Here is a 25,922-nt window from a genome sequence, read left to right on the forward strand (position 1 = left end):
TGACCGGCTGACAGAAGGAGGGCCGGGCCCGCGGCACACGCCGCGGGCCCGGCCCTCCGGTGTCCCCGCCCGGCGGCGGGGACACCGGCCCCGCTACCGGCCGGCCACGACCTCCCGCAGGGCCGCCACCCAGTCGTCCGCCAGCCACCGGGCGGTGGCCTCCTCGAACAGCCGGGTGTCGTACTTCAGGAAGGCCTTGTAGCCGTCCTCGTCCCGGTAGACCTCCAGGGCGAGGGGATACTCCCCCGGGTAGGGCAGGTCGTCGAAGGCCCGGAGGTCCAGGTCGCCGGGAGCGGTGGGCGCCCCGTTGGTCAGCAGCTCCGCGCCGTCGAAGTTCTGGAACAGGAAGTTGGTCCGCACCAGCGGTCCGTCCCCGTCGCCCCGGGCCCGGACGATCTCGGCCAGCGGGTAGGCGCCGTGCTCGATCCCGGCCAGCACCCGGCGGTGGAGGGAGCGGAGCAGCCCGGCGACGTCCTCCGTGGCGGTGGACCGGATCGGCAGGCAGTTCGCGAACTGGCCGACGACGTCCTGGAACCGCTCCTCGTAGCGGGCGGCCGTGGTGACCCCCGCGATCAGGTCGTCCTGGCCGGTCACCCGGTGGAGGAAGCGGGTGTAGCCGGCGAGCAGCACGGTCGAGGCGCTGACCCGGTGGCTCCTGGCCGTCGTGGCGACCGCGTCGGCCAGCTCCCGCGGCAGCCGGGTCACGACCACGTCCGCGCGCGGCAGCCGCCCCGGGACCGGCGGGCGGTCGTACGGCAGGTCCAACCGCCCGTCCGCGCCGGCCAGTTCGGCCAGCCAGTGGTCCCGGTGCCGCTGCCCGCGCGGGCCGGCCAGCAGCTCCTCCTCCCAGGCGGTGTAGTCGCCGAACTCGGCGCTGCGCAGCCGTCCCCGGCCCCGGTAGGCGTCCTTGAGGGTGCGGACCAGCAGGGCCGTCGAGGTCCCGTCCAGCAGGATGTGGTGCGCGGTGACCAGCAGCAGCCGGCGTCCGTCGGGCAGGGCGGCCAGGTGCGCCCGGACCAGCGGACCGGCGGCCAGGTCGAAGGGGGCGCCGACCAGTTCGCGCAGCGCGGCCAGCCGGCCGTCCCGCGTGGTGGGTGTGAGGTTGACCCGTTCGAAGGACGGGCCCCGGGCCGGATCGACGTCCAGGTACGGGACGCCGTCCCGCTCGGCGACCACCGCGCCCAGCAGCGGGTGGATCCGGGCCTGCTCCCGGACCGCGCGTTCCAGCGCCGCCTCGTCCGGGTCGCCGTGGACCTCGAACAGGAGCGGGAGGTGGTAGGCGACGGAGTCCGGGCAGCGCACCTGGTCCCGGTACATGGTCAGTTGGCCGCGGGACAGCGCCCAGCGCCGGCCGGGTTCACCGGTGGTGTCGGTGGTGTCGGTGGCGCCGGCCAGGCGGGCGCAGAGGGCGTCGACGCTCTCGGCCTCGAACAGCAGGGTGGGGGAGACGTCCTCGCCGAAGTCCTCGCGCAGGGCGTTGGTGAGCTGGAGGACCAGGATCGAGTCCAGGCCGTAGTCGGTGAGCGGGGCCGAGGAGTCGATCCGCTCGGCCGGGATGCCGAGCACGGTCGCCGCCTTGGCCAGGACCAGCGCCGCCGGATCGGCCGGCGGCCGGGCGGTCAGGGTGTCCACCGGCAGGGTCTCCACCGGCCGGGCGGGCCGGGCGTCGACGGGCCGGCTGTCGACGGGCCGGGCGGGCCGGTGGTCGACGGAGGGCGCCTGCGGTCGGGCCGGCGGGGTGTCGACCACCCGGGCCGGCGGCCGGGCCGCCGAGCGTCGGTCGGGCGCCGCGGACGTCTCCCGTCCGCCTCCCGCTGGTGCAGCCGGTGCCGCCGGCACCCGCTGCCGGGCCACCCCGTCGCTCTCCGCCGCGATCACCTGCTGCCCCAGCGGGAGCGCCCGGGACACCGGGAACACGACGGTGCGGAAGCCCTCACCGGCCAGCACGTCCCGCCAGTTCCCGGGCGACAGCGCCGGCGAGCCGGGGATCCGCAGCGACCGGTCGTCGAACAGCCACCAGCCCTCCAGCAGGCCGAAGGTCACGTGGCTGAACAGGTCGAACGCCGAGAGCTCGTTCAGCAGCAGCCAACCGCCGGGCCGCAGCGCGGCCTTGGCGTTGCGCAGGGTGTTGCGGGTGTCCTTGGTCGCGTGCAGCACGTTCGCGGCGATGACCAGGTCGAAGGCGCCCTCGGCGACCTCCTGCCCGGCCAGCGGCCGTTCGATGTCGAGCAGTCGGCAGTCCAGGTACGGGACCTCCGGCCCGTACGAGGCCCGGGCGTGGTTCAGGAAGGCCTTGGAGACGTCCGTGTAGACGTAGCGCTCGATGCTGTCCCGGTACGGCTGGAGGGCGGCGAACATCCCCACGCTGGTGCCGCCGGTGCCCGCGCCGACCTCCAGGATCCGCAGCCGGGCGCCCGGGTCCCGGCGCAGCCGGTCGGCGACCAGGCCGGCGGCGGTGGCGGCCATGGCGCGGTTGAACAGGTCGGCGGCGCGGTTGTCGCGGTAGCAGCCCTCCACCAGCTCCATGGAGCCGCGCGGGAACATCACGTCGGTGGGCCGGACGCGGCCGGTCAGGATCCCGGGCAGGGCCCCGAGCATGGCCGCGGCCAGGCGCAGCTCCGCCGCCCGGTCGGGGTCCGCGGACCACCGGGCGCACTGCCGCTCCCACCGGGCCAGCACCTGGTCCGCTGGCTCCGCCGGCGCCAGGAGCCGCTGGGCGTGCTCCCACCACTGGGCGTACTGCGGCAGGACCGCCGCGCGGTCGACGTCGGCCAGCTGGGCGGCGAGGACCTTGGCGAGCCACGGGTCCCGCTCGGCCCGCCGCCACCGGACGACCTCGTCCAGGGCGGCGTCCGTCTCGTCGACGCCGGCCGGCAGCGTGCCGGGGCGCGGCAGGACGGCCGGGCCGTGCGCGGAGACCCGGGTGGCGCGGTCGAAGTTGGGCAGGGTGTTGCGCCGGTCGGTGCGGACGTAGGCGAGCTGCCGCTGCGGGCCGCCGAGCAGGGCGGCCAGGGCGGCGAGCCCCTCCGGCGGTTCGATCGACACCAGCCCGACCCGGGTCATCCGCTCCCGGTAGAACTCGGAGGTGACGCTCCCGAGTCCGCCCCACCAGCCCCAGTTCATGACCCGGACCGGGGTGTCCCAGTGCTGCCCGAGGGCGTGCGCGTAGGCGTCGCTGAAGGTGCAGCCGGCCGCGTAGTTGCCCTGGCCGGCGGCGGTCGTGAAGGACTGCATGGAGGACAGCAGGACCGCGAAGTCGAGCGGCTCGCCGTCGAAGGCCTCGGCCATGGCGGTCGTCACGTCGACCTTGGCGGCCAGCGCGGCGCGCAGGTCGGCCTCGTCCATCCGCGCGACGGTGCTGTCCCGCAGCACCAGCGCCGCCTGGATGACTCCGTGCACCCGGGGGTGGCGGCGCCTGACCTCGGCCAGGGCCCGGCGCAGCGCGGCCGGGTCGCCGGCGTCGGCCTGGAGGTAGCGGACGTGCTCCGGTCCTCCGGCGGAGCGGATCCGGTCCGCCACGGTGGCGTCGTGCGCCCGGCGGCCGATCCAGGTGACGTGGGCGCCGTGGTTCCGCACGACGTGCCGGGTCCACGCGGAGCCCAGCCCGCCGGCGCCGCCGATGACGACGTACACGCCGCCCTCCCGGTACACCGGCCGCTCCGGGGCCTCGCACGGGGCCCAGCGGCGGGCCAGCCACTGGCCGGTCCGCCGGACCCAGGCGTCGTCGGGGGACTGGGCGGGCAGGGCGGTGAGGTCGGCGGGCCAGCCGGAGCCGTCCAGGTCGACGCGGCGGACGGTCCAGTTGCCGTACTCCCGGCCCAGCGAGCCGAACAGGCCGTGCAGCCCGGCGTGCGCGGGCTGGACCTCGTCGTCCGCGTGGGTGGCGAGCGCACGGGTCGTCACCAGGGTGATCCCGAGCGGCCTGGCGTCGTAGCCCGCCGCGACCAGCGCCTTCACCAGACGGAACGCGGCGACCACCCCGTCCTCCTGCGCGGCGGTGTAGCCGGCGGCGTCGGTGGGCGCGAGGTCGGCCTCGGGGGCGGCCCACACCAGGTGGTCGACCGGTCCGAGTCCGCGCAGCGCGGCGGTGGCCTCCTCGACGCTCGCCGAGGCCGGCAGCGGCCAGTGGAGCGCGCCGTCGAGCGGGGCCGGGCCGCCGACGACCAGGACGCGGTCCGCGCCGGAGGGCACCGGGGGGCCGTCCGCGGGGATCGGGTCCCAGACCGGGGCGTAGAGGGCCGGTTCGACGGCGGTTTCGACGGCGGCCTCGACGGCGCCTTCGACGGCGGGCTCGGGCCGGTCCGCGCCGGCCGTTCCGGTAGGGGCCTCCGGGCGGGGTTCGGTGCGGCTCCCGGTCCGGCGGGAGCTGTAGCCGACCAGCCGTACCCGGACCTCGCCGTCCTCGTCCACCAGATCGATGTCGAGCCGGCCGAGCGGCCCGGCCGCCAGGCCCCGCACCACGGCCGTCATGGCCGGGGTGCAGGGGGCGAACAGCTCGAGCCGCTCCAGCGCGAACGGCACGGCGGTGTCCCGCAGTTCGGTCAGGTGCGCCGCGACGGTGGCCTGGATCGCCGAGTCCAGCAGGGCCGGGGTGAGCGCGCCCGGCTCGGCCGCGTCGGGCAGGACCAGGTCGGCGAGCACCGTGTCGGGGCCCACGTGCGCCTGCCGGACGGCCCGCAGGCTCGGGCCGTGCTCGATGCCCATCGACCGCAGGGCCTGGTGGATCCGTTCGCCGGGCACCGTCTCTGGGCACCGCGCGCGCAGCGCGGCGAGGTCCACCCGGGCCGGGCGCGGGGCGTCGGAGGGGGCCAGGGTGCCCTCGCTGCGGACCGTCCCGCCGGTCGACAGCGTGAACCGCCGGCCGCCGCGGGCGTCGGTGCGCAGGTCGACCAGCACCTCGACGGGTTCCGGCCCGACCTCCAGCGGCCGGACCCACGTCACGTTGGTCATCCGGACGCGGGTGCCGCCCAGGGCCCGACGGGCCAGTTCCAGGTGGGCGACGGCGGGCAGGATGTGCCGGCCCTGCACGACGTGGTCCCGCAGCAGCCCGTCCGTACGGGACAGCGTGACGTGGTCGTGGTCGTGGTCGTGGTCGCGGTCGTGGTCGCGGTCGCGGCCCGCCGCCGGCCCGTGCCGGTCCGGGGCGAACGGGTAGGTCGGCAGCGGGACGAGGCGTCCCCCGGCCGGGGCCGGCGCGTCCCCGACCGGACGGGCGGGCGCGATGCCGTCGAGCACCGCGACCAGTTCGGCGGTGTCGCCCGCCAGGCACTCGAAGCGGTGCTCGAACCGCTTCCGGCCGACCCACAGCGTGTGGGCGAGGTCGCGCAGCTCCACCGAGGGGTGGGCGCGCAGGTGCGCCGCGAGCCGGCGCCGCTGCTCGGCGAGCTGCTGCTCCGTCCGGGCGGACAGGACCACGGGGTGGTCCGCCCTCGGCGCCGGGGGCCGCTCGGCCGACGGCGCCTCCTCGATGACGACGTGGGCGTTGGTGCCGCTGGCCCCGAAGGAGCTCACCACGCCGCAGCGCGGGCCGGCGGCGGGGGCCGCCCAGTCACGGGTCCGGGTGTTGACGTAGAACGGGCTGCCGGCCAGCGGGACCGCCTCGTTGGCGGTCTCGAAGTTCAGCGCGGCGGGGATCCGCCGGTGCCTGAGCGCCAGCAGGACCTTCAGCACGCCCGCGATGCCGGCGGCGAACTGGGCGTGCCCGATCGTGGTCTTCACCGAGCCCAGCGCGCAGTACTCGGCGCGGTCGGTCCGGGCGCGGAAGACCCGGTCCAGGGCCCGGAACTCGATCGGGTCGCCCAGCGGCGTGCCGGTGCCGTGCGCCTCGACCAGGCCGATCCGCTCCACGTCGACGCCGGCCCGCTCGTACAGCCCGCTGATCAGGCTCTCCTGGGAGACCGAACTCGGGGCGGTGATGCCGTTGGTGGCGCCGTCCTGGTTGACCCCGACGGCGGTGATCACGCCGTGGACGTGGTCCCCGTCCGCCAGCGCGTCGGCGAGCCGCTTGAGCACCACCACCCCGACGCCCTCACCGGGGACGAACCCGTCCGCCCGGTGGTCGAAACTGTGGCAGCGCCCGCTCGGGGAGAGCATCCCCGCGCGGCCCGCGAGCCCGTACAGCCGCGGCGTGGACTGGACGAACACCCCGCCGGCCAGGGCCATCGAGGTCTCGCCGGACCAGAGGTCCTTGCACGCCAGGTCGAGCGCCACCAGCGAACTGGAGCAGGAGGTGTCGACGGCGATCGCCGGGCCCTTGAGGTCCAGGGCGTAACTGACCCGGCTCGGGATCACCGAGGCCATGTTGCCCCACAGGGCCTGGGCCGGCGCGTCCCCGTCGAGCAGCTCCAGGTAGTCCCCGGCCCAGGCGCCGACGTACACGCCGCACGGCCGCCGGTCCATCCGGCCGGCGTACCCGGCGTCCTCCAGGGCCTTCCACGACTCCTCCAGCAGCAGCCGCTGCTGGGGGTCCATCGCGGCGGCCTCGGTGCCGGAGATGTTGAAGAACAGCGCGTCGAACTCGTCGATCCGGTCGAGGAACCCGCCCCGGGTGCACGCGCTCAGGCCGTCGAGGCGGAAGCGGGTGGCGTCGGTGACCAGGTCGTCCCCGTTCTCCAGCCGCGTCCACAGCTCGTCCAGCGAGCCGGTGCCCGCGAACCGGCCGCTCATGCCGACGACCGCGATCGGGCCGCGGTCCACCGGGCCGGGGGCGGCCACCGGCTGTCCGGTGGCGGGACGGCGGTCGGTGGCCGGGGCGCCGCCGTCGGCGGCTCCGGCGTTCGGCGCGGCGCCCGGTGTGGCGTCGAGCGCGGCCGAGGGCCGGGCCCCGCCGCCGGTCCGGGCCGGCACCATGGCGTCCCGGTGCTCGGCGAGCAGGTGCGCGGCCAGCCGGTCGACCGTGCTGTGGTCGAAGACCACGGTGGTCGAAAGGTCCAGCGAGAGCGCGGTGTTGAGCTCGTGGACCAGCCGGACGGCGAGGATGGAGTCCAGGCCCAGATCGGCGAACGCCGACCCGTCGAGGACCTCGCCAGCCTCCATCGCGAGGGCGGCGGCGACCTTCTCCCGCACCAGCGCGGGCACCAGCCCGTCCAGGTCGGCCAGGTCGTCCGCCGGTTCGGCCGGTTCGTCAAGACCGGCCAGGTCGTCCAGGTCGACCGGTTCGGCGGCCGCGGGGGGAACGGGTGCTGCGGGGGGAACGGGTGCTGCGGGGGGAACGTCCCCGGACCGGGCCAGGTCGCCGATCCAGAACCGTTCCGCGGCGAACGGATAGGTGGGCAGGGCGATGGTCCGCCGCGCCTCCCGGTGCGTGCTCCGCCAGTCGATCGAGACGCCGGACGCCCACAGGGCCGCGACCTTGGACAGCTCCCCGGCGGCGCTCCACCGCCGGACGAGCAGCTCCTGGAGCTCGCCGTCCGCGGTGAGTTCCGCGAGCAGCCCGTCGGGCGCCGTCCCCGCGCTGCCCCGGAGCCCCCGGCCCTCGCGCAGCGCGTCCCGCAGCTCCCCGGTGGAGGAGACCACGACCGCGTACCGCTCGGCCATCGCCTCCCGTCCCACCTGGAGGGTGTACGCGAGGTCGGCCAGCGGGGTGTCCGGGGCCCGGTCGAGGAACGCGGCCAACCGGTCGACGGAGGCGGCGAGTCGGTCGGGGGTCCGGGCGGAGAGGACGACGACGTGTTCGGCGCCGTCCTCGGTGCCGTCTGCGGGTTGCACGGGGTACTCCTCGACGATCACGTGCGCGTTGGAGCCGCCGGCACCGAAGGAGGACACCGCCGCGATCCGCGGGCCCTCGCTGTGCCAGGGCGCCGCTTCGCGCTGGAGCCGGAAGGGGGACGACCCGAAGTCGATGTTCGGGTTGGGCTGTTCGGCGTTCAGCGTGGGGACCAGTTCCCGGTGCCCGAGCTGCAGCAGCACCTTGGTGAGGCCCGCCACGCCGGCGGCGGCCTCCAGGTGCCCGATGCCGGACTTCACCGAACCGAGCGCGCAGTACTGCCGGTCCTCGGTGTCCTGCCGGAACGCCGCGGCCAGGCCGGCGACCTCGATCGGGTCGCCCAGCTCGGTGCCGGTGCCGTGCGCCTCGACGTACCCGACCTGCCGCGCCGAGACGCCGGCCCGGTCGAGCACCTGACGGATCAGCGCGGCCTGGGCGGTCGGGCTCGGCACGGTGTAACCGGTGCTGCGCCCGCCGTGGTTGACGCCGGTGGCGCGGATCAGGCCCAGCACCCGGTCCCCGTCGGCCAGGGCCCGGGACAGCGGCTTGAGCAGCACGCAGCCGACGCCCTCGCCCGGGACGAACCCGTGGCCGCCGGCGCCGAAGCTGCGGCAGTACCGGTCGGGCGAGAGCATGCCGGAGCGGCACAGCTCGACGTAGTCCAGCGGGTGGGTGTAGACGTTCGCGCCGCCGGCCAGGGCGACCTCGCAGGCGCCGCTGCGGAGTTGCTCGCAGGCCTCGTGGATCGCGGTCAGCGAGGCCGAGCACATGGTGTCCACGGTCAGGCTCGGCCCGCGCAGGTCGAGCAGGTAGGAGACCCGGGCGCTCAGCGAGGCGAACGACAGCCCGGGGACGACGAGTTCACCCGAGGGCAGTCGGCCCGCAGGGTGCCGGGCGTGCCCGACCTTGGTGACGCCGGCGAACACCCCGACCCGGTGGTCGTGCTGCTCGGCGAGGCGGGCGCGGGTGTACCCGGCGTCCTCCAGCACCTCCCAGGCGGCCTGGACGAACAGCCGCTCCTGCGGGTCCATCGCGTAGGCGTCGCGCGGGGCGATGCCGAAGAACCTCGGGTCGAAGTCGGCGAAGCCGTCCAGGAACCCGCCCCACTTGCTGTAGCTGCGCCCGGTGGTCGCGGCGGTGGTGCGGTCGGGTTCGAAGAAGCCGTCCAGCGGCCACCGGTCGATCTCGCGGACGCTGTCGCGGCCGGCCCTGAGGTTCTCCCAGAACTCGCCCAGGTCGGCGGCGCCCGGGTAGCGGCCGCTCAGCCCGATGACGGCGATCGGCTCGTCGGGGCCGGCGGCGCTCCCGGCGGCACGTCCGACGGCGGGTTCCCCGGCGGGGACGGTCCGTCCCGAGGGGGCCGCCGGGGCGGGCCCGGTCGCCCGCTCCGGTACGGGTTGCGGTACGGGCTCCGGGCGGCGTGCGCCGCCGAGTCGGGCGGCCACCGCCCGCAGGTTCGGCTGCTCGTAGAACAGGGTCGAGGAGGCCTCGGGGTATAACGGGGCCAGCGCACGGTTGAGCTGGATCACCATCACCGAGTCGAGGCCGATGTCGACGAACGGCCGGTCCGGGTCCACCGCCTGCGGGGGCAGCTTGCTGACCTCCGCGAAGACCTCCCGCAGGTGGTCCAGCACGGCGCGGTCCGCGGTGCGGCCCCCGGACGGTGCGGGCGCGGGCGGAGCGGCAGCGGCAGCGACAGGAGCAGCGGCCGGGGCGGGCGAGCCGTGGTGCACCCACACCCGGTCCGCCCCGGTGTGCCAGGCGTCGACCAGGGCGGCGAGGCCCGTCGGCGTCGGCATCGGGACCAGCCCCCGGTCCTCCCACAGGTAGGCCAGGGTGCGGTCGTCGACGGTCATGCCGCCGTCCTGCCACAGCGGCCAGGCCACCGAGAGCGTCCGGCCCCGCCGTTCCCCCCGGGCGACGGCCGCGTTGCGGGAGGCGGCGAACTCGTCGAGGAAGGCGTTGGCGGCCGCGTAGTCGCTCTGCCCGGGGTTGCCGGTGACGGCGGCGCCGGAGGAGTAGGCCAGGACGAACTCCAGCGGGCAGTGCGCGGTGGCCCGGTCGAGGTGGACGAGGCCGTCCGCCTTGGCGCCGAGCACCTCCTCCCACTGCGCCGCGGTCTTCTCCGCGAGCAGGGCGTCGCGGACCACTCCGGCGGCGTGCACCACCCCGGTGACCTCGCCCGCCTCGGCGACGAGGTGGCGGACCTCCTCCCAGCGCGAGAGGTCGGCCCGCACGTAGCGCGCGACCGCGCCGGCCTGCCGCAGGTCGGCCAGCAGCGCCTCCACCCGCTCGTCGGCCGCTGAGCGGCCCGCGAGGACGAGGGTGGGCCGTCGGACGTCGGCGGCGATCCGACGGGCCGTCGCGGCGCCGATGCCGCCGGCGCCGCCGGTGACGAGGTAGACGCCGCCGTCCCGCCACGGCGGGGCGGAGCCGGTGGCCGGGGGAGTGACGGGGGTCCAGCCGAGGGTCTGCCGGACGCCGTGGCGGTAGCGGACGAGGTCGTCCGCGCCGTCGGCGTTCTCCGCGACCGCGGTGGCCGGGTCGACGCCCGCGGCGCCGTCCAGGACGATCACCTGGCCGAGGACTCCGGGGTCCTCCTTGGCCACCGAGCGCAGCAGGCCGGCCAGGGCCGCGGTGTCCGCGACCACCTGGACCAGCACCGTGCCCTCCTCGGCCGCCAGGCCCCGGACGGTCTCCAGCAGCTGCCAGGACAGGTCGCGGAACCGGCTCTCCGGCCGCTGTTTGGCGGTCTCCAGCCGGATCGCCCCGGGGAGGTCGCCGTCGACCCCGCACAGCACGACCGCGCGGCGGTCGTGGCGGCGGCCCGGCGCGGCGGGGGCCGGAGCCCAGGCCGGGACGGACAGGACCGTGACGGCCTCCGGGGCGGCGCCGGGAGCGGCGGCCGCTTCGGTGTCCGGTGCCGCGACGGGCGCCTGGGCGGGCGCCGGGGCGGGCTCGGCCTCCGGGTGCCAGAAGCGGTCCCGGGCGAAGGGGTACCCGGGCAGATGAACCCGTCCGGGCGTCGCTCCGCCGGTCCAGGCCGACCGGTCGAGGGCCTCGCCCGCGATCCAGCGCGCCGCCGGACCGGTGGCCTCGCCCCGGTCGCCGGTGGCGACGAACGCCCGCAGCCGGTCGGCGAGTTGGGCCACGCTGGACACCGTCCAGACGATCCGCTCGGCCATCTCCTCCCGGCCGGCCAGGAGGGTCCAGGCGACCGAGCGCAGGGACACCCCCTCCGACCGCTCCAGGAAGGCCAGCAGGTCCCGGGCCCGGTCGGTCAACTGCCCCGGGGTGCGCGCCGAGAGCGGCACCAGGACGTCCCCGGCGGGCTCCTCCCGGCCGGCCCGGACCGGGACGTACTCCTCGACCACGACGTGCGCGTTGACGCCGCCGAAGCCGAAGCTGCTCACCCCGGCGCGCCTCGGCCCGTCCCGGCCGTCGCGGTCGCGCGGACGCGGCCAGGGCTCGTTCTCCCGGACCAGGTGGAAGGGCCCGTCGTCGAGTTCGACGAACGGGTTGACCCGCCGCAGGTGCCGGTTCGCGGGCAGCACCCCGTGCCGGAGCGAGAGCAGCACCTTCAGCAGCCCGGCGATGCCGGCGGCGGACTCCAGGTGCCCGATGTTGGTCTTGACCGAGCCCAGGCCGCACGCGCCGTCGTCGCTGCGGCCGAGCCGGCGGAAGGCCGTGCGCAGCGCGCGGACCTCGACCGGGTCGCCGAGGGCCGTGCCGGTGCCGTGGGTCTCGATGTAGCCGATGGTGTCCGGGTCGAGGTCGCCGACGGCCGCGGTGACCAGCTCGGCCTGGGCGTCGGCGTTCGGCGCGGTGAGCGAGTTGGCCCGTCCGCCGTGGTTGTAGGCGCTGCCCCGGAGCACGCCGAGGATCGCGTCGCCGTCCCGCTCGGCCGCCGCCAGCGGCTTGAGGACGACGGCCCCGACGCCCTCGCCGCGCACGTAGCCGTTCGCGTCGGCGTCGAAGGTGCGGCACAGGCCGTCCGGGCTGAGCATCCCCGCGCGGTGGGCGCTGACGAAGGTGCCGGCGTCGAGCAGGACGTTCACCCCGCCCGCGATCGCCAGGTCGCAGGCGCCGGACCGGATGGCTTCCATGGCGCGGTGCACCGCCACCAGCGAGCTGGAACAGGCGGTGTCGATGGGCTCGCTCGGGCCGCGCACGTCGAGCAGGTAGGAGATGCGGTTGGCCAGGATCGAGTGGTTGGTGCCGGTCGCGGTGAAGGCGTCCGGCCGCACCCCTCGGGTGCTGAGCAGGGTCGCGTAGTCGTTGTTGGTGACGCCGATGAACACCCCGGTGTTGGAGGGGAGTTCGCTCGGGCGGTGGGCGCTGTCCTCCAGTGCCTGCCACACCGTCTCCAGCACCAGCCGGTGCTGGGGGTCCATCAGTTCGGCCTCGCGCGGCAGGATCCGGAAGAACGCCGCGTCGAAGGCGTCGACCTCGTCGAGGGCGCCCATCCGCCGGGGGAAGTCCAGGGCGGTGATGGCCCGGCGCTGCTCCTCGTCGTAGCGGTCCAGCGGGAAGGCGGTGACGGAGTCCCGCCCGGCCAGCAGGTTCGCCCAGAACTCGCCGAGGTCGCGGGCGCCGGGGAAGCGTCCGGCCGCGCCGATCACGGCGATCGGGGTGTCCGGGGCCCGTCCGGGCCGGTCCGGGAGGGGCCGGCGCCCGGTGGCGGGGGCCGTCGCGGAGACTGTCACGGCGGCGGTCACGGGGACGGCTGCCGGGACGGTCGCGGGGCGGGCCGCCGGGCGGCGCGGCGCGGCCGAGGCCCCGTGCTCCGCGACCAGGTGGGCGCCCAGCGCCTCCAGGGTGCTGAGGTCGAAGAACACGGCCGGGCTGACCTTGGCGCCGAAGCGCTCCTCGATCTGCTTGGCGAAGTAGACCAGCGAGATCGAGTCGAAGCCGAACTCGTCCATGCCGGTCCGGGGGTCGAGCTCCTCCGGCTCGAACTTCAGCAGCCCCGCCGCGATCTCGCGCAGCACCTCCACGACCCCGTCCGCACCCGAAGGTCCGGACGTGCCCTCCGCCGGCGCGGGAGTACCCGGCTCGGGGCGGAGTACGGCGGGCCGGGGGGCCCGGCGGGCCGCCGGTGGCGTCCCCCCGGTGCCGCACAGCACGCCCTCCAGCGCGCCGAGCACCTCGCCCGAAGCGTCGGCCAGGAGGATCCGGTCGGCGCCGAGGAGGACGTGGGCGACCGGCCCGCCGGACCGGACGGCGATCCGGTCGATCCGGTGCGGCGCGACCCGCTGCCAGTCCGGGTGCCCGGCCCGGCGGGCCGTCCACTGCACGCCCAGGGCGATCGCCGCGAGGACGGACGGTTCGACGGTCACGTTCCGCCGGACGTGGTCCTGCTGGACGCCGGGGCGGGACAGGTGCAGGACGGTACTGCCGTCCGGGGCGGCGGATACCGCGTCGACGGCGCAGGAGGCGGCCCGGGGGACGACGCCGCCCTCGGCCAGTTCGGCCAGGAGGCCCGCCCGGTCCAGCACCTGCCGCAGGCCGGTGAGGTCGATCCGGCCGGTGGGCGCGTCGGCCGCCCGGACGGTGAACTCGACGGCCGGCGGCCCGTCCCCGGCCCGCACCAGGCCGTGGCCGTCGGCGAACTCGGTGACGAGGCGGTCGGTGGCCGACCAGTCGACCGGCCGCAGCACCCGCAGGTCGTGCACGGCCGGCTCGGCCGCGTACCCGCTGACCTTCGCGGTGGCGAGCGCGAGGTCCACGGCGAAGGTGGACACCACGACGGGGAGCCCGTCCTGGCGGTAGGTGTAGTCCTGGAGGTCGTCGAGCCGCAGGTCCGCGGTGTAGCGCAGGCCGTGGACGTCGGACTCGTTGCGTCCCAGGAAGGGGTGCAGCCGCTCGCGGTGGGCCAGCGGGGCGAGCACGGTCGGCGCGTCCTCGTCCACCTCGACCCAGCAGCGCACCCGGTCGAAGGGGTACGGGGGCAGCGGGACCCGTCGGGCAGCGGGCAGCCGGTCCCAGTCGATGCTGCGGCCCGCGAGCCAGGTCCGGGCGATCTCGTGCTCCGGGAGGTCCCGGCGGCCCGCCGCCCAGCCGTCCAGGGCGGCCAGGGCGGCCGCCTTGTCGGCCGCCACGAAGGCCCAGCGGTGCGGCAGTTCGTTCCTGCCGACCCGCAGGGTGAAGGCGATGTCGGGGAGGTCGGCCTCGCGGGCCCCGGCGAGGTGGTCGCGGAAGACGGCCAGGTGGCGTCCGAGGGCGTCCTCGTTCATGGCCGAGAACACGAACAGCTGCTCGCCGAAGGGCTCCTGGCGCTCCGGCCGCGGCGGGTACTCCTCCAGGATGATGTGGGAGTTCATGCCGCCGGCGCCGATCGAGGTGAGGCCGGCCCGGCGCGGGTGGGTGACCTCCCGGCCGTCGACCGTGGTGACGACCGGCTGCCAGTCGGCGAGGGTCTGCTGCACCCGGAACGGGGTGTCCGCGAAGTCGATGTCCGGGTTGAGCTCCGTGCTGTGCAGGGACGGCACCAGCTTGCCGTGCCGCAGCTGGAGCAGCACCTTCGCCAGGCCCACCATCCCGGCCGCGGCGAGCAGGTGGCCCATGGTGGCCTTGACCGAGCCGAGGGCGCAGAACTGCCGGTCCTCGGTGTACTTCCGGAACGCCGAGGTGAGGGCGCGGACCTCGATCGGGTCGCCCAGGGCGGTGCCCGAACCGTGGCCCTCGACGTAGCCGATCGTCCTCGGGTCGATCCCGGCGTCCTCGACGGCCTTCTCGATCGCGCGGGCCTGCATGCCGGGGCTCGGCACGGTGAAGCCGTTGCGCACACCGGCGTTGGACAGGGCGGTGCCCTTGATCACGGCGTACACGTGGTCGCCGTCGCGCTCCGCGTCGACCAGCGGCTTGAGCACCACCGCGCCGACGCCCTCGCCGAGGATGGTGCCGTCCACGCCGACGCCGAAGCTGCGGATCACGTCGGAGGTGCCGGTGGTGAAGTGCTCCTGCGAGGAGGTGATCAGGTTGTACGGGTGCAGCAGCAGGTTGATGCCGCCCGCGACCACCATCCGGCACTCGCCGGCCCGCAGCATCTGCACGGCCTGGTGGACACAGGTCGAGGAGGCCGAGCACATGGTGTCCACGAAGATCGACGGCCCGGTCAGGCCGTAGAAGTAGGACAGCATGTTCGGGATCGTCCCGGTGTAGCTGCCGCTCTGCGGGGCGCCGCGGGTGAGGCTGTTCTGGAAGCCGTACAGGTTGTAGTGGTTGCTCATCGTCCCGACGAGCACGCCGACGTCGCCCTGGTAGCGGCGCCGGATGGTCTCCCGGGAGTAGCCCGAGTCCTCCAGCGCCTGCACGCCGGCCTGGAGGAACAGCCGCACCTCCGGGGACATCTGCTCGGCCTCGCGCTTGGAGATCCGGAAGTACCGGGGGTCGAAGGCGTCGATGTCGCGCAGGAAGGTCCCGGTCCGGATCACGCTCTTGCCGGGCACGGCCCGGTCGCTGTCGTGGACGACGCGGTGGTCCCAGCGGTCGGCGGGGACCTCGGTGAAGCTGTGCCGGCCGTTCTCCAGCAGCTCCCACAGCTCGTCGAGGGTGTCGGCGCCGGGGTAGCGCCCGGAGACCCCGATGATCGCGATGTCGTGCCGGTCGTCGCGGTCCCGGTGCGGGCCGGACGGCTCCGCGCGGGCCTCGGCGACATCGACGGCGCTGACGGCGGCAGGGGTCCGGACGGGCACCTCGACGGGCTCCGGCTCGGGTTCGGCCCGCGGCGCCGCCCCGCCGAGGACGGCCTCCAACTGCTCCCGCCGGGACTCCACGAAGTGGGCGGCGACGTCGGCGATGTTGAGGTACTCGAAGAAGATGGTCTTGGACAGCGGCCCGAACAGCTTCTCCAGCTCGGCGGTCACGCCCATGATGCTCAGCGAGTCGATGCCGTACGCGACGAGGTCGGTGGCCGGGTCGAGGTCCTCCGGCCGGTGCCGGAGGACCTCGGCGACGATCCGCCGCAGCAGTTCCTCGGTCCGCTCGGTCAGGTCCCCGCCGTCGCCGCCGGGTACCGGGGCGGCGGGTACGGCGGTCCGAACCGGTGTGCCCGGTACGGCGGTTCGGGCCGGTACGGCGGGCCGGGCCGCGAGCGTGGCGCCCGCGCCGTAGCCGACCACGACGTGCGCCGGGGCGTCGGCGCGCAGCGCCCCGCCGAGCGCGCGCAGCCCGTCCTCGGTGGGCAGCGGCTCCCAGCCCCGCTCGCGGCGCATCGCCTCCTGGCCGGCCGCGTCCATCGTCATGCCGCCGTCGGCCCACAGCGGCCAACTGACCGCGACGGTACGGCCGGTGCGCTCGCCGGAGTCGACCAGGGACTGCCGGTGCGCGGCGAACGCGTCCAGGAAGGCGTTGGCCGCGGCGTAGTCGGACTGGCCGGGGTTGCCGTACACCCCGGCGACCGACGAGAAGAGCACGAAGTGGTCCAGGTCGAGGTGGCGGGTGGCGGCGTCGAGGTTGAGCGCGCCGCGGATCTTCGGCGCGCCCACCGTGCGGACATCGGCCAGGTCCTTGCGCACCAGGTACTGGTCGCGCAGGACGCCGGCCGCGTGGACGACGCCGTCGAGCGAGCCGTGGTCGCGCAGGATCGTCTCGACCGCGGCCCGGACCTCCTCGGCGTCGGCCACGTCCACCGGGAGGTGGTGGGCGTCGACGCCGTCGGCGCGCAGGTCGGCGAGCGAGCCGGTGGCGGACCGTCCGCTGAGCACCACCGTGGCCCCGGCCCGGCCGAAGTAGCGGGCCAGGTGCGGACCGAGGCCGCCCAGGCCGCCGGTGATCCAGTACACCCCGCCGGTCCGCAGCTCCGGGACGGCCGGGCCGGCCGCGAGCGGGGCGTCGACGGGTTCCAGCACCTGCCGGACCCCGTCGGCCCGGCGGCGGACCTCGCTGTCGGCGCCCTCGTCCGCGCACTCCTCGGCGACGATCCGCTCGATCGTCGCCGGGTCCGCGCCCTCCAGGCCGTCGACGCGCACCACCCGGCCGGTGACCAGCGGGTTCTCCAGGGCCACCGTGCGGAACAGGCCCGCCAGCGGCCGGTGGAAGTGCGCCGGGACCCGCCCGTCGACCAGCACCACGAACCGGTGCTCGGTGGTGGGCCGGGTGAGCAGCAGCTCCCGGACGGCGGCGAACACCGTGTCCGTCACGGCCTCGACGCCGTCGGCCGGGGCCGAGGGGGCGATGCCCGGCAGCTCCGGGGTGTGCGGGGTGCGGGCCGGGCCGCCGGGGACGGCCGGCCGGTCCGTCCACCGGGTGGTGGCGGTGACGACCCGCGGGCCGGTGCCGGCGCCGGTGCCGGTGGCGCGCTGGGCGAGCCCCCGGACCGTGGCGTGGACGGTGCCCGCTTGGTCGCACAGGTCGATGTCGAAGCTGGCCACCGCGCCGGAGCCGCCGGAGCCCCCGGAACCGCCGGTGCGCCGGATCCAGGCCCAGCTCTCGGCCGGGCACGGCCCGTGGACCAGGACCTCGTCCAGGGCCAGCGGCAGGGTTGGCCCGGCGGTGTCCGGCATCAGCGTGACGGAGACCTGGAAGGCCGCGTCCAGCAGGCTCGGCGGCAGCAGGTGTCCGGCTCCCTCGGGCTCGGTCGGCCGGATGCGGGCGAGCGCCCCGTCCGGGCCGGTGCGCAGCTCCCGCAGCGCGCGCATGGCCGGGCCGTACTCCAGGCCCTGGGCGCGCAGCCGCCGGTGGACGGCGTCGGGCTCGGCCGGGTCCGGGCAGGAGGCGCGCAGCGCGGCCAGGTCGAGCGGGGCCGGCGGCGCGGGCGGGACGAGTGCGGCGCGGCCGGTGCCGTGCTCCGTGCCGTCGCGTACGAACGCGACGGCGATGCCGTGGTCCCCGGGCGTCAGTTCGACCTGGACGTCGACGGGTTCCTCGTCGACGGTGATCGGCCGGACCCAGGCCAGGTCGTGCAGCCGGACGGTCCCCGTGCCGGTGGCCGAGAGCGCCACGGCGGCCCGGGCCATCTCGACGTAGGCGGCGGCGGGCAGCACCCGCCGGCCGCCGACCCGGTGGTCGTCGAGGAAGGGTTCGGCGCCGGTGAACGTCGAGGTGTAGCGCTGCTGCGCCAGGTCGGAGGTGTTGCGGTGGACGAGGGGGTGCAGCTGCCCGGTGGCGGCGGGGGCGACGGGCTCCGGCACGCGGTACCAGTGCCGGTCCCGCGCGAACGGGTAGGTGGGCAGCCGCACCCGGTGGGCGCCGGGGTGGTGCGGCCAGCTCGCGTCGCCGCCCGCCAGCCAGTCGGCGACCGCCGTCATGAGCTCGGGGCCGGCGCCGGCGGGGTTGGCGGCCTCGCCCGCCGGGAGCTCACCGGACACCAGCGTCCCCAGCGCGGCCACGAGCTGGTCCCGGTCGGCGACGACGAGCGCGGCCCGGACGGCCAGCGGTTCGCGGCCCACCCGCAGGGTGTGGGCGATGTCGGCCGGCGACTGGTGCGGCAGCAGCGCGGACTCCGGCGCGAGCAGGTGCTCCCGCAGCAGTCCGGCGAGCACCCGCAGCCGCTCGGGGCTGCGCGCCGACAGCGGGACGACGTACGGGCCCGGCGCGCCGGCCGAGGGGGTGCGGCGGTGCGGTTCCTCCATCAGCACGTGGGCGTTGGTCCCGCCGAAGCCGAAGGAGCTGACGCCGGCCCGGCGGGGCGCGCCGTCCACGGCCGGCCAGGGCCGGGTCCCGTCGACGATGTAGAAGGGGCTGCCGGCCAGGTTGATCAGCGGGTTCAGGTTCCGGAAGTTGACGGTCGCGGGCAGCACCCCGGCCGTCATGGCGGCGACGACCTTCACCATGCCCGCCACCCCGGCGGCGGATTCCAGGTGCCCGATGTTGGTCTTGACCGAGCCGATGCCGGTGGTGTCCGGGTCGGGTTCGGTCCCGGCGGCCTCGTGCAGGTTGCGGAAGGCGCGCTTGAGGCCGACGATCTCGATCGGGTCGCCGACCGGGGTGCCCGGCCCGTGCGCCTCGATGTAGCCGACGGTGCCGGGCGCGACGCCCGCCCGGGTGTAGACGTCCTCGATCAGCGCGGCCTGGGCGGTCGGGCTGGTCACGGTCAGCGAGTTGGTCCGGCCGCCGTGGTTGGTGCCGACGCCCTTGATCACCCCGTGGACCGGGTCGCCGTCCGCGATCGCCCGGGCGAGCGGCTTGAGCAGCAGGACCGCCCCGCCCTCGCCCCGGACGAACCCGTCGGCGCCCTCGTCGAAGGCCTGCGCCCGGCCGGTGGGCGAGAGCATGCCGGCCTTGCTGAAGGCCACGAAGTGCTTCGGGGACCAGCACAGGTTGACGCCGCCGGCCAGCGCCAGGTCGCAGTCCCCGTTGTTGAGCGCGGTCACGGCCTCGTAGACGGACACCAGGGAGCTGGAGCAGGCGGTGTCGTTGGTGATGCTCGGGCCGTGGAGGTCGAAGTGGTAGGAGAGCCGGTTGGCGACGATCGAGTACGCCGTTCCGGTCGGGAAGTAGGCGTCGGTCGCCACGTCGTCGCGTTCGATGAGTTCGGCGTAGTCGGCGTGGCAGACGCCCATGAAGACCCCGGTGCGGCTGCCCGCGAGCTCGCTCGCGCGGTAGCCCGCGTCCTCGACGGCCTTCCAGGCGAGTTCGAGGGCGAACCGCTGCTGCGGGTCCATCGTCTCGGCCTCGCGCGGGGAGATGGCGAAGAAGGCGGCGTCGAAGCGGTCCGCGTCCTCGATGAACCCGGCCCAGATGCTGTTGGTCCGTTCGCCGCCGTTGCGCGGGTCCCCGAAGTAGCGTTCCTTGGACCACCGTTCGGCCGGGACCTCGGTGATCAGGGAGCGTCCGGCGGCGAGGTGGTCGAAGAGCGTGGCGAGGGTGTCGGCCCCGGGGAAGCGCAGGGCGAGTCCGATGATGGCGATGCCGTCGGTGGTCACCGGGCCTCCTTTCCGGTCCGGACGGCGTGGCGCCGGTCCACGGTCACTTTCAGGTCGAGCGCCGGGGCGGCCGATCCGCCGTTCCGGCCGGCGCCGTCGAGCACGAACTGCCGGTGGAGCACGGCGGTGGTGAGCAGGTAGACGAAGGCCTGGTCCTCCTTGGTGCTCACGTCCTCGGCGGGCGAGGCCATGACGCGGTCCGTCAGGCGGCGGGCGAACCGCTGGTCCAGGAAGTCGAGCTTGCCCAACTCGGCGTCGGACAGGAGGAGTTCCAGGTAGTCCGGGCGGTGCTCCTTGAACACCTCGCTGCCCGGGGCGCGGTAGGGCTGCTTGGGGCGGTCCGTGGTCCACTGCGGCAGCTCGGCGCGGAACGCCTTCTTCAGGACGGCCTTCTCGTTCCACCCGTCGTCGAAGCGGAGGTTGACCGCGGAGGCGGCCCGGACCACCGCCGGGTCGAGGAACGGGCAGCGGTTCTCCACGCTGTGCGCCAGGGCGACGCGCTCGCCCTGGGTCGAGAGCAGGAAGCCGGGCAGCAGGGTCTTGTACTCCAGCCACTGGGCCTTCTGCACCGCGGACATGGCCTGGTAGCCCGGCGCCCGGGCGACCAGGTCGAGCAGGTCGGCGAACGGGTCCTTGCGGGAGGCGAGCAGCCGGGCCGCGAACCTGCCGTTCTGGTACCGCAGTTCGTGGGAGAACAGGCCGGGCAGCCGCTCGGTGGCGAACTGCTGGTACAGGCCGAGCAGGTGCCCCTGGTGGGCCGGGCCGAAGTGCGCCAGCTCCGGGTGCAGGGTGGCGAGTCCGGCGCGCCGCTCGGTGTCGGTGAGCCCGTGCCAGCGTTCGCGCAGCATGGTCTCGCGGAACAGGGAGTAGCCGAGGAAGGCCTCGTCGGAGCCCTCGCCGCTGAGCACGGTCTTGATGCCCGCGTCGCGGACGTGGCGGGAGAGCAGGAACATCGGGACGAAGGAGGTCCGGAAGGCGGGCACCTCGGCGTGGTACACCGCCGACGGGAGGTTGTCGGCGATGTCCGCGCCGGTGACCGGGAGGGCGGAGTGCAGGGTGCCCAGGTGCTCGGCGACCAGCAGCTGGCTGTCGGACTCGTCGAAGTTCTTGTCCCGGAAGGCCACCGAGAAGGTGCGGACCTGGTGCCGGGACAGCTGGGTGGCGAGGCTGGTGACCACGGAGGAGTCGAGGCCGCCGCTCAGGTAGACGCCGACCTCCACGTCGGAGCGCAGGCGCAGCTCCACCGCGGTGCGCAGGCTCTCCCGGACGAAAGCGACCGCCTCCGGCTCGGTGCCGTCGAAGCCCGGTACGTCGAAGGAGAGTTCCTCGTACGCGCGCGGCGAGCGCCGGCCGCCGCCGGCCTCCAGGTAGCAGCCCATGGGCAGTTGGCGGACGCCGGCGAACGGCGTGCGGTCGGGCAGCGGCGTCCACACCGCGTAGATCGACGCGAGGTCCGGCGGGGAGAGCTCGAAGCGGAAGCCGGGGAACGCGCCGAAGGCCTTCGCCTCGGAGGCGAACAGGAGGGCGCCGCCGTGCTCGGCGTAGTACAGCGGGCGCTTGCCGTAGCGGTCGCGGGCCAGGACGAGCCCGCCGGTGGCGGTGTCCCTGATCGCGAGCGCGAACGGGCCGTTGAAGCGGGCGAAGCAGGCCGGGCCCCACTGGATCCAGGCCTGGAGGGCGACTTCGGTGTCGGAGTGGTCGGTGCGGAACGGGCGGCCCAGGCCCTCCAGTTCCGCGCGCAGTTCGACGTGGTTGTAGATCTCGCCGTTGAAGCAGATCCAGTAGCGCTCCGTCGGGTCCGACATCGGCTGGGCGCCGTCGGCGGGATCGACGATCGCCAGCCGTACGGTGCCCATCGCGAGCCCGTCGTCCAGGTAGTAGCCGGCCTGGTCCGGTCCGCGGTGGCGGATGGTCGAGAGCATCGAGGTGATGACCTCGTCGGGTGCTCCGGTCAGTGGTGGGTCCGCGAGGAACCCGGCGATTCCGCACATGGCAGTCCCCCTATTCCCCGGCGAGCTTCTTCTGGACGAATTCATCGATCGCGTTGAGCGATACGAGGACGTTCATGAGGATCTCGTCGCCGTCGAGGGCCAGCGAGAACTCGGACTCCAGGAAGCGCATCATCCTGACGTAGCCGAAGGAGTCGATGACCCCGGCCTTGAACAGGTCGGTGTCCGGGGTGGTCTCATCGTCGAACTCGAAGAGGAAGCGCTCCTCCAGGTACGTCCGGATCGTGTCCGTCGTCGATTCCATCGTTCAGGCTCCAGACGTGATTTTGTCGACCATGCGGGTGAGGGAGGTGCCCCCGATCTCGGTGAACTCCACGTCGTCGTCCCGGTCGAGGAGACTTCGTACGCAGTCGGTCCAGCGCACCGGGGCGACGAGCTGTTCGGCCAGCAGCCGGGCGGTCTCCTCCGGCCGGTGCGGCCGGGCGGTGACATTGGAGACGACCGGGGTGCGGGGTGCGGCGAATGCGAAGCCGGTGAGGAATTCCGCGAAGCGCACGCGGGCGGGCTCCATGTAGCGGGAGTGGAACGGCGCGCTCACCCTCAGGCGGGCGACCCGGATCCCGTTCTCCTCCAGGCATTCGACCGCGGCGGCCAGCACGGGGGGAGTGGCCGCGATGACGAGTTGTGACGGGGTGTTCAGGCCGGCGATGTCGACGCCGTCGATCCCGTGGTCGGCGAGGAGCTCCAGCAGCCGTTCCTCGGGGGTGTCCAGGACGGCGGCCATGCCCCCGTCGGAGGCCGCGGCCATGAGCTCGCCGCGCTTGGCGACCAGCCGGAGCCCGGTCTCGAAGTCGAACACCCCGGCGGCCAGCAGGGCGTTGTACTCGCCGAGGCTGTGCCCCAGGTAGACGTCCGCCGGGCGGTCCTCCCGGTGGGTGCGCTCGAAACCGTGCAGGGCGTTGACGACGAAGATCGCCGGCTGGGTGTACTCGGTCCGGCCGAGCAGGCCGTCCGGGTCCTTGGTGCACAGGGTGGCGAGGTCGTACCCCAGCAGGTCGGAGGCGAATCCGACCAGTCCTGGGTAGCGTTCGAGGACCTCGGCGCCCATTCCCTTGTGCTGGCTGCCCTGGCCGGCGAAGAGCATGGCGAACACGGCATTCCTCCGACGGGTGTCGCGGGGATGAGGGGGTGTGGCGAGAAGGGGGCGCGCGCCCGGTCTCACAGACGGCAGGTCGGGACGACCGACCTGAGCACGTTCAGGACCGCGCGGCCGCGCCGGTCGAGGGCGAGGCCGGGGGCGGCGGCCACGCCGAGCGACGCGGTCGGCGCGTCCCCGGCGAGTTCGACCGAGCGGATCCGGCCGCCGTCCAGCGTCGTGGCCCGATGGGCGCGCTGGTGGACGAGGGCGAACCCGCACCCGGCGGCCACCAGGCCGCGGACGGTCTCCGGCCCGGTGGCGGTGACCACCGGTGGCAGCGGGACGCCGACGTCGGCGAAGAACTTCTCGAAGTGGAGCAGCAGCGGCGGGTCGTCGAGGGCGACGAACGGCCGCTCGGCGAGCTCGGCCAGGCGGACGGGGTCGGCCCGGCCGCACGGGTCGTCGTCCGCGACGAGCGCCCGCATGGGCAGCTCGGCCAGTGGAACGAACCGGGAGCCGCCGCTCAGGAAGTCGTAGGTGACGGCCAGTTCGCACTGCCCGTCCCGGAGCAGGGCCAGCAGCCGGTCGGCCGGTTCCTCCCGGGTGGTCAGCCGCAGGCCCGCGTGGCGTTCCGCGGTGATCCGATGGGTCTGGGGGAGCAGGAACGGGGCGACCGGGGTGAGGAACCCGACGCCGAGCCGGCCTTCGATGCCGCCGGCCAGCGCGTCCCCCTGCTCCTGGAGGCTCCTGGCCTGTCCCAGCAGCGCGCGGGCGCCGAGGAGCAGGTCCCGCCCGTTCGGGGTGAGGGTGACCCCGCGGGCGTGGTGGCGCAGCAGCAGCTGCACGCCGAGTTGGCGTTCCAGCCGCATGATGGCCGAGGAGACGGTCGATTGCGAGGCTCTGAGCTTCTCGGCCGCTTCCGAGATGTTTCCGAGTTCGGCCGATTCCACGAAATAGCGCAACTGCGTGAGGCTGAAGTCCAGGCGGTCGGTCATTCTTCACGTCCGGAGTGATTTCTCGGTCGGTCGGATCGTGTGGGCGCGGTTCGCGCGCGTTCCGGCCGCTTCAGGTCCGGTGCGCGTTCCGGGGCGATCGTCTGGGCGTACGCGGCGCGGTTCCGGCGCCGGGACAGTGGAACCGTGGCAGGCGGTACCGGTCGTACGTGTGCGATGGCGACATGGCGGGGCTCTTCTCTGGCTTCGGGAGCGAGGAGAACACTGTCGAGCGGGTATCGCGGAACGCTGTGTGTCATGCGCGTGTCAAGAAAGTAAAAAGCGCAGGCCGGAGGGTCGTGGCCAGGAGTGTGCAGGAAGGTTCAAGGGTGCACACGGAACGAAGCGCTTCGCTCACCTTAGGCGACAGGTTGACCGTGGAACAAGGTCGCCCTGGGGCCGGGATGTGAGGAACTCGCGGGCGTATCCGGTGGGTCGGATTCCGCGGGCCGGACCGTACGGGGACGTCCGAGGCCGGACCGTCCGGGACCGTCCGGGGTCGGATCGTCCTGGGGTGACCGGGGTCGGACCGTCCTGGGGTGTCCCGGGCGGAAACGGCGGGCGGCCCGCCCGGTGTCGTGGAGGACACCGGACGGGCCGCGTACGCACCCGAGCAACCCCTGCGCGTCAGTGCACCAGCACCGGCACGTCGTTCTCGGCCGCCGAGCCCGCGTCCGAGCCCGTCGAGGCACCCGGCCGGCCGGCGTTGATGAAGGTGAAGGCGACCACACCGGCCGCCACCAGGATCCCGAAGGACACCCAGATCGCGGTCGAGAAGCCGTGCACCATGCCCTGGAACTGCAGCACCTTGGCGGCCTCCGGCGAGGCGGCGGCCGCGGCGGTGGCGTGCGAGGCCAGCCAGCCGGTGGTCGCGCTGGCCGCGATGGTGTTCAGCAGCGCGGTGCCGATGGCGCCGCCGACCTGCTGCGAGGTGTTGACCATCGCCGAGGCCACACCCGCGTCGCGCGGCTGGACGCCGTGCGTGGCGAGGCTCATGGCCGGCATGAACGCGGTGCCCATACCGAGGCCCATCAGGACCAGGCCCGGCAGGATCAGCGCCGGGTAGGAGGTGTCCAGGCTGATGTGGGTCAGCAGGAACATGCCGGCCGAGGCGACCAGGAAGCCGGGCGCCATCAGGTAGCGGGCCGGGACCCGGGTCATCAGCCGGGCGCCGATCTGGGTCGAGCCGGTGATCATGCCCGCCACCATCGGCAGGAAGGCCACGCCGGTCAGCACCGGGCTGTAGCCGAGCACGATCTGCAGGTAGTAGGTCAGGAAGAGGAACAGACCGAACATGCCGATCACGGCCATGCCCAGCGACAGGTACACCCCGCCGCGGTTGCGGTCGAGCACCACGCGCAGCGGCAGCAGCGGGGCCTTGACCCGGAGCTCCACCAGCACGAAGGCGGCCAGCAGCACGGCGGCCGCGACGAACAGGCCGATGGTGGTGCCGGACGACCAGCCGTCCGACTCGGCGCGGGTGAAGCCGTAGACCAGCGAGACCAGGCCGGTGGTCACCAGCAGAACGCCGGGGACGTCCAGCCGGTTGCGGTTGCGGCCCTCGGCGGGCTCGCGGATCACCATCACGGCGCCGACGGCGGCCACGATGGCGAACGGGATGTTGACGAAGAAGGTCCAGCGCCAGTTCATGTACTCGGTGAGCAGGCCGCCGAGGATCAGACCGATGGCGCCACCGCCACCGGCGATCGCACCGTAGATGCCGAAGGCCTTGGCGCGCTCCTTGGCCTCGGTGAAGGTCACCGCGAGCAGCGACAGCGCGGCCGGCGCGAGCAGCGCGCCGAACACGCCCTGGAGTGCGCGGGCGCCCAGCAGCATCGCGGTGTTGGCCGCGGCGCCGCCGAGCGCGGAGGCCAGCGCGAAGCCGGTCAGGCCGACGATGAACGTCCGCTTGCGGCCCCAGAGGTCCGCGATCCGGCCGCCGAACAGCAGCAGCCCGCCGAAGGCCAGCGCGTAGGCGGTGATCACCCACTGGCGGTTGCCGTCGGAGATGCCCAGGTCCCGCTGTGCGGACGGCAGGGCGATGTTCACGATGGTCGCGTCGAGGACGACCATCAGCTGGGCGAGGCCGATGAATATCAGCGCCTTCCAGCGCCGGGGATCGGGCAGCGTCGCCGGTCGGGCGGCGTCGGTTCGAGACATGGGGGTACTCACTTCACGGTGCGTGTGGTGTGCGTGAACGGTCGGGTGCCGTGCGGCGGGCACGGCGGGTCGCCGCACCGGGAGGGTGCGGTGGCAGGGCGCGCCGGGGCA

The 25,922-nt window shown here is 74.7% G+C and carries 6 protein-coding genes; all 6 read right to left on the bottom strand.

Annotation, left to right across the window (positions count from 1 at the left end):
- Positions 1-93: 93 nt before the first annotated feature.
- The 6 genes from AMK13_RS45855 to AMK13_RS12645 all read right to left on the bottom strand — a co-directional run bounded on the left by AMK13_RS45855 (position 94) and on the right by AMK13_RS12645 (position 25,811).
- A complete protein-coding gene (locus AMK13_RS45855; RefSeq protein WP_074002292.1) occupies positions 94-19,572 on the bottom strand; it encodes an SDR family NAD(P)-dependent oxidoreductase in 19,479 nt (6,492 codons plus the stop codon).
- A complete protein-coding gene (asnB, locus tag AMK13_RS44745; RefSeq protein ID WP_074002293.1) occupies positions 19,569-21,563 on the bottom strand; it encodes an asparagine synthase (glutamine-hydrolyzing) in 1,995 nt (664 codons plus the stop codon). Before asnB ends, AMK13_RS45855 begins: the two co-directional genes overlap by 4 nt.
- A gap of 10 nt (positions 21,564-21,573) precedes the next feature.
- The gene (locus AMK13_RS12630) at positions 21,574-21,825 is read right to left on the bottom strand and encodes an acyl carrier protein (protein WP_049651481.1); all 252 of its coding nucleotides are present in this window, start codon (positions 21,823-21,825) and stop codon (positions 21,574-21,576) included.
- Between the two features lie 3 nt (positions 21,826-21,828).
- Positions 21,829-22,665 carry an ACP S-malonyltransferase gene (locus tag AMK13_RS12635; RefSeq protein ID WP_241852886.1) on the bottom strand — a complete coding sequence of 279 codons (837 nt, stop codon included), beginning with the start codon at positions 22,663-22,665 and terminating at the stop codon, positions 21,829-21,831.
- 74 nt (positions 22,666-22,739) lie between these two features.
- The gene (locus tag AMK13_RS12640) at positions 22,740-23,654 is read right to left on the bottom strand and encodes a LysR family transcriptional regulator (protein ID WP_049651483.1); all 915 of its coding nucleotides are present in this window, start codon (positions 23,652-23,654) and stop codon (positions 22,740-22,742) included.
- 624 nt (positions 23,655-24,278) lie between these two features.
- Positions 24,279-25,811 (bottom strand): MFS transporter, encoded by a 1,533-nt coding sequence (locus AMK13_RS12645; protein ID WP_049651484.1) that lies wholly within the window; start codon positions 25,809-25,811, stop codon positions 24,279-24,281.
- Between the last annotated feature and the right edge of the window lie 111 nt (positions 25,812-25,922).

Origin of the sequence: Streptomyces sp. CB02056 (genome assembly GCF_001905545.1) — a bacterium.
In the GTDB taxonomy this organism is placed as follows: Bacteria; Actinomycetota; Actinomycetes; order Streptomycetales; family Streptomycetaceae; genus Kitasatospora.

Bases quoted from the DNA above. Each gene is read 5' to 3' on its own strand.
- AMK13_RS12635 (WP_241852886.1), bottom strand. From the start codon at position 22,665: ATGCTCTTCGCCGGCCAGGGCAGCCAGCACAAGGGAATGGGCGCCGAG.
- AMK13_RS12630 (WP_049651481.1), bottom strand. From the start codon at position 21,825: ATGGAATCGACGACGGACACGATCCGGACGTACCTGGAGGAGCGCTTC.
- asnB (WP_074002293.1), bottom strand. From the start codon at position 21,563: ATGTGCGGAATCGCCGGGTTCCTCGCGGACCCACCACTGACCGGAGCA.
- AMK13_RS12640 (WP_049651483.1), bottom strand. From the start codon at position 23,654: ATGACCGACCGCCTGGACTTCAGCCTCACGCAGTTGCGCTATTTCGTG.
- AMK13_RS12645 (WP_049651484.1), bottom strand. From the start codon at position 25,811: ATGTCTCGAACCGACGCCGCCCGACCGGCGACGCTGCCCGATCCCCGG.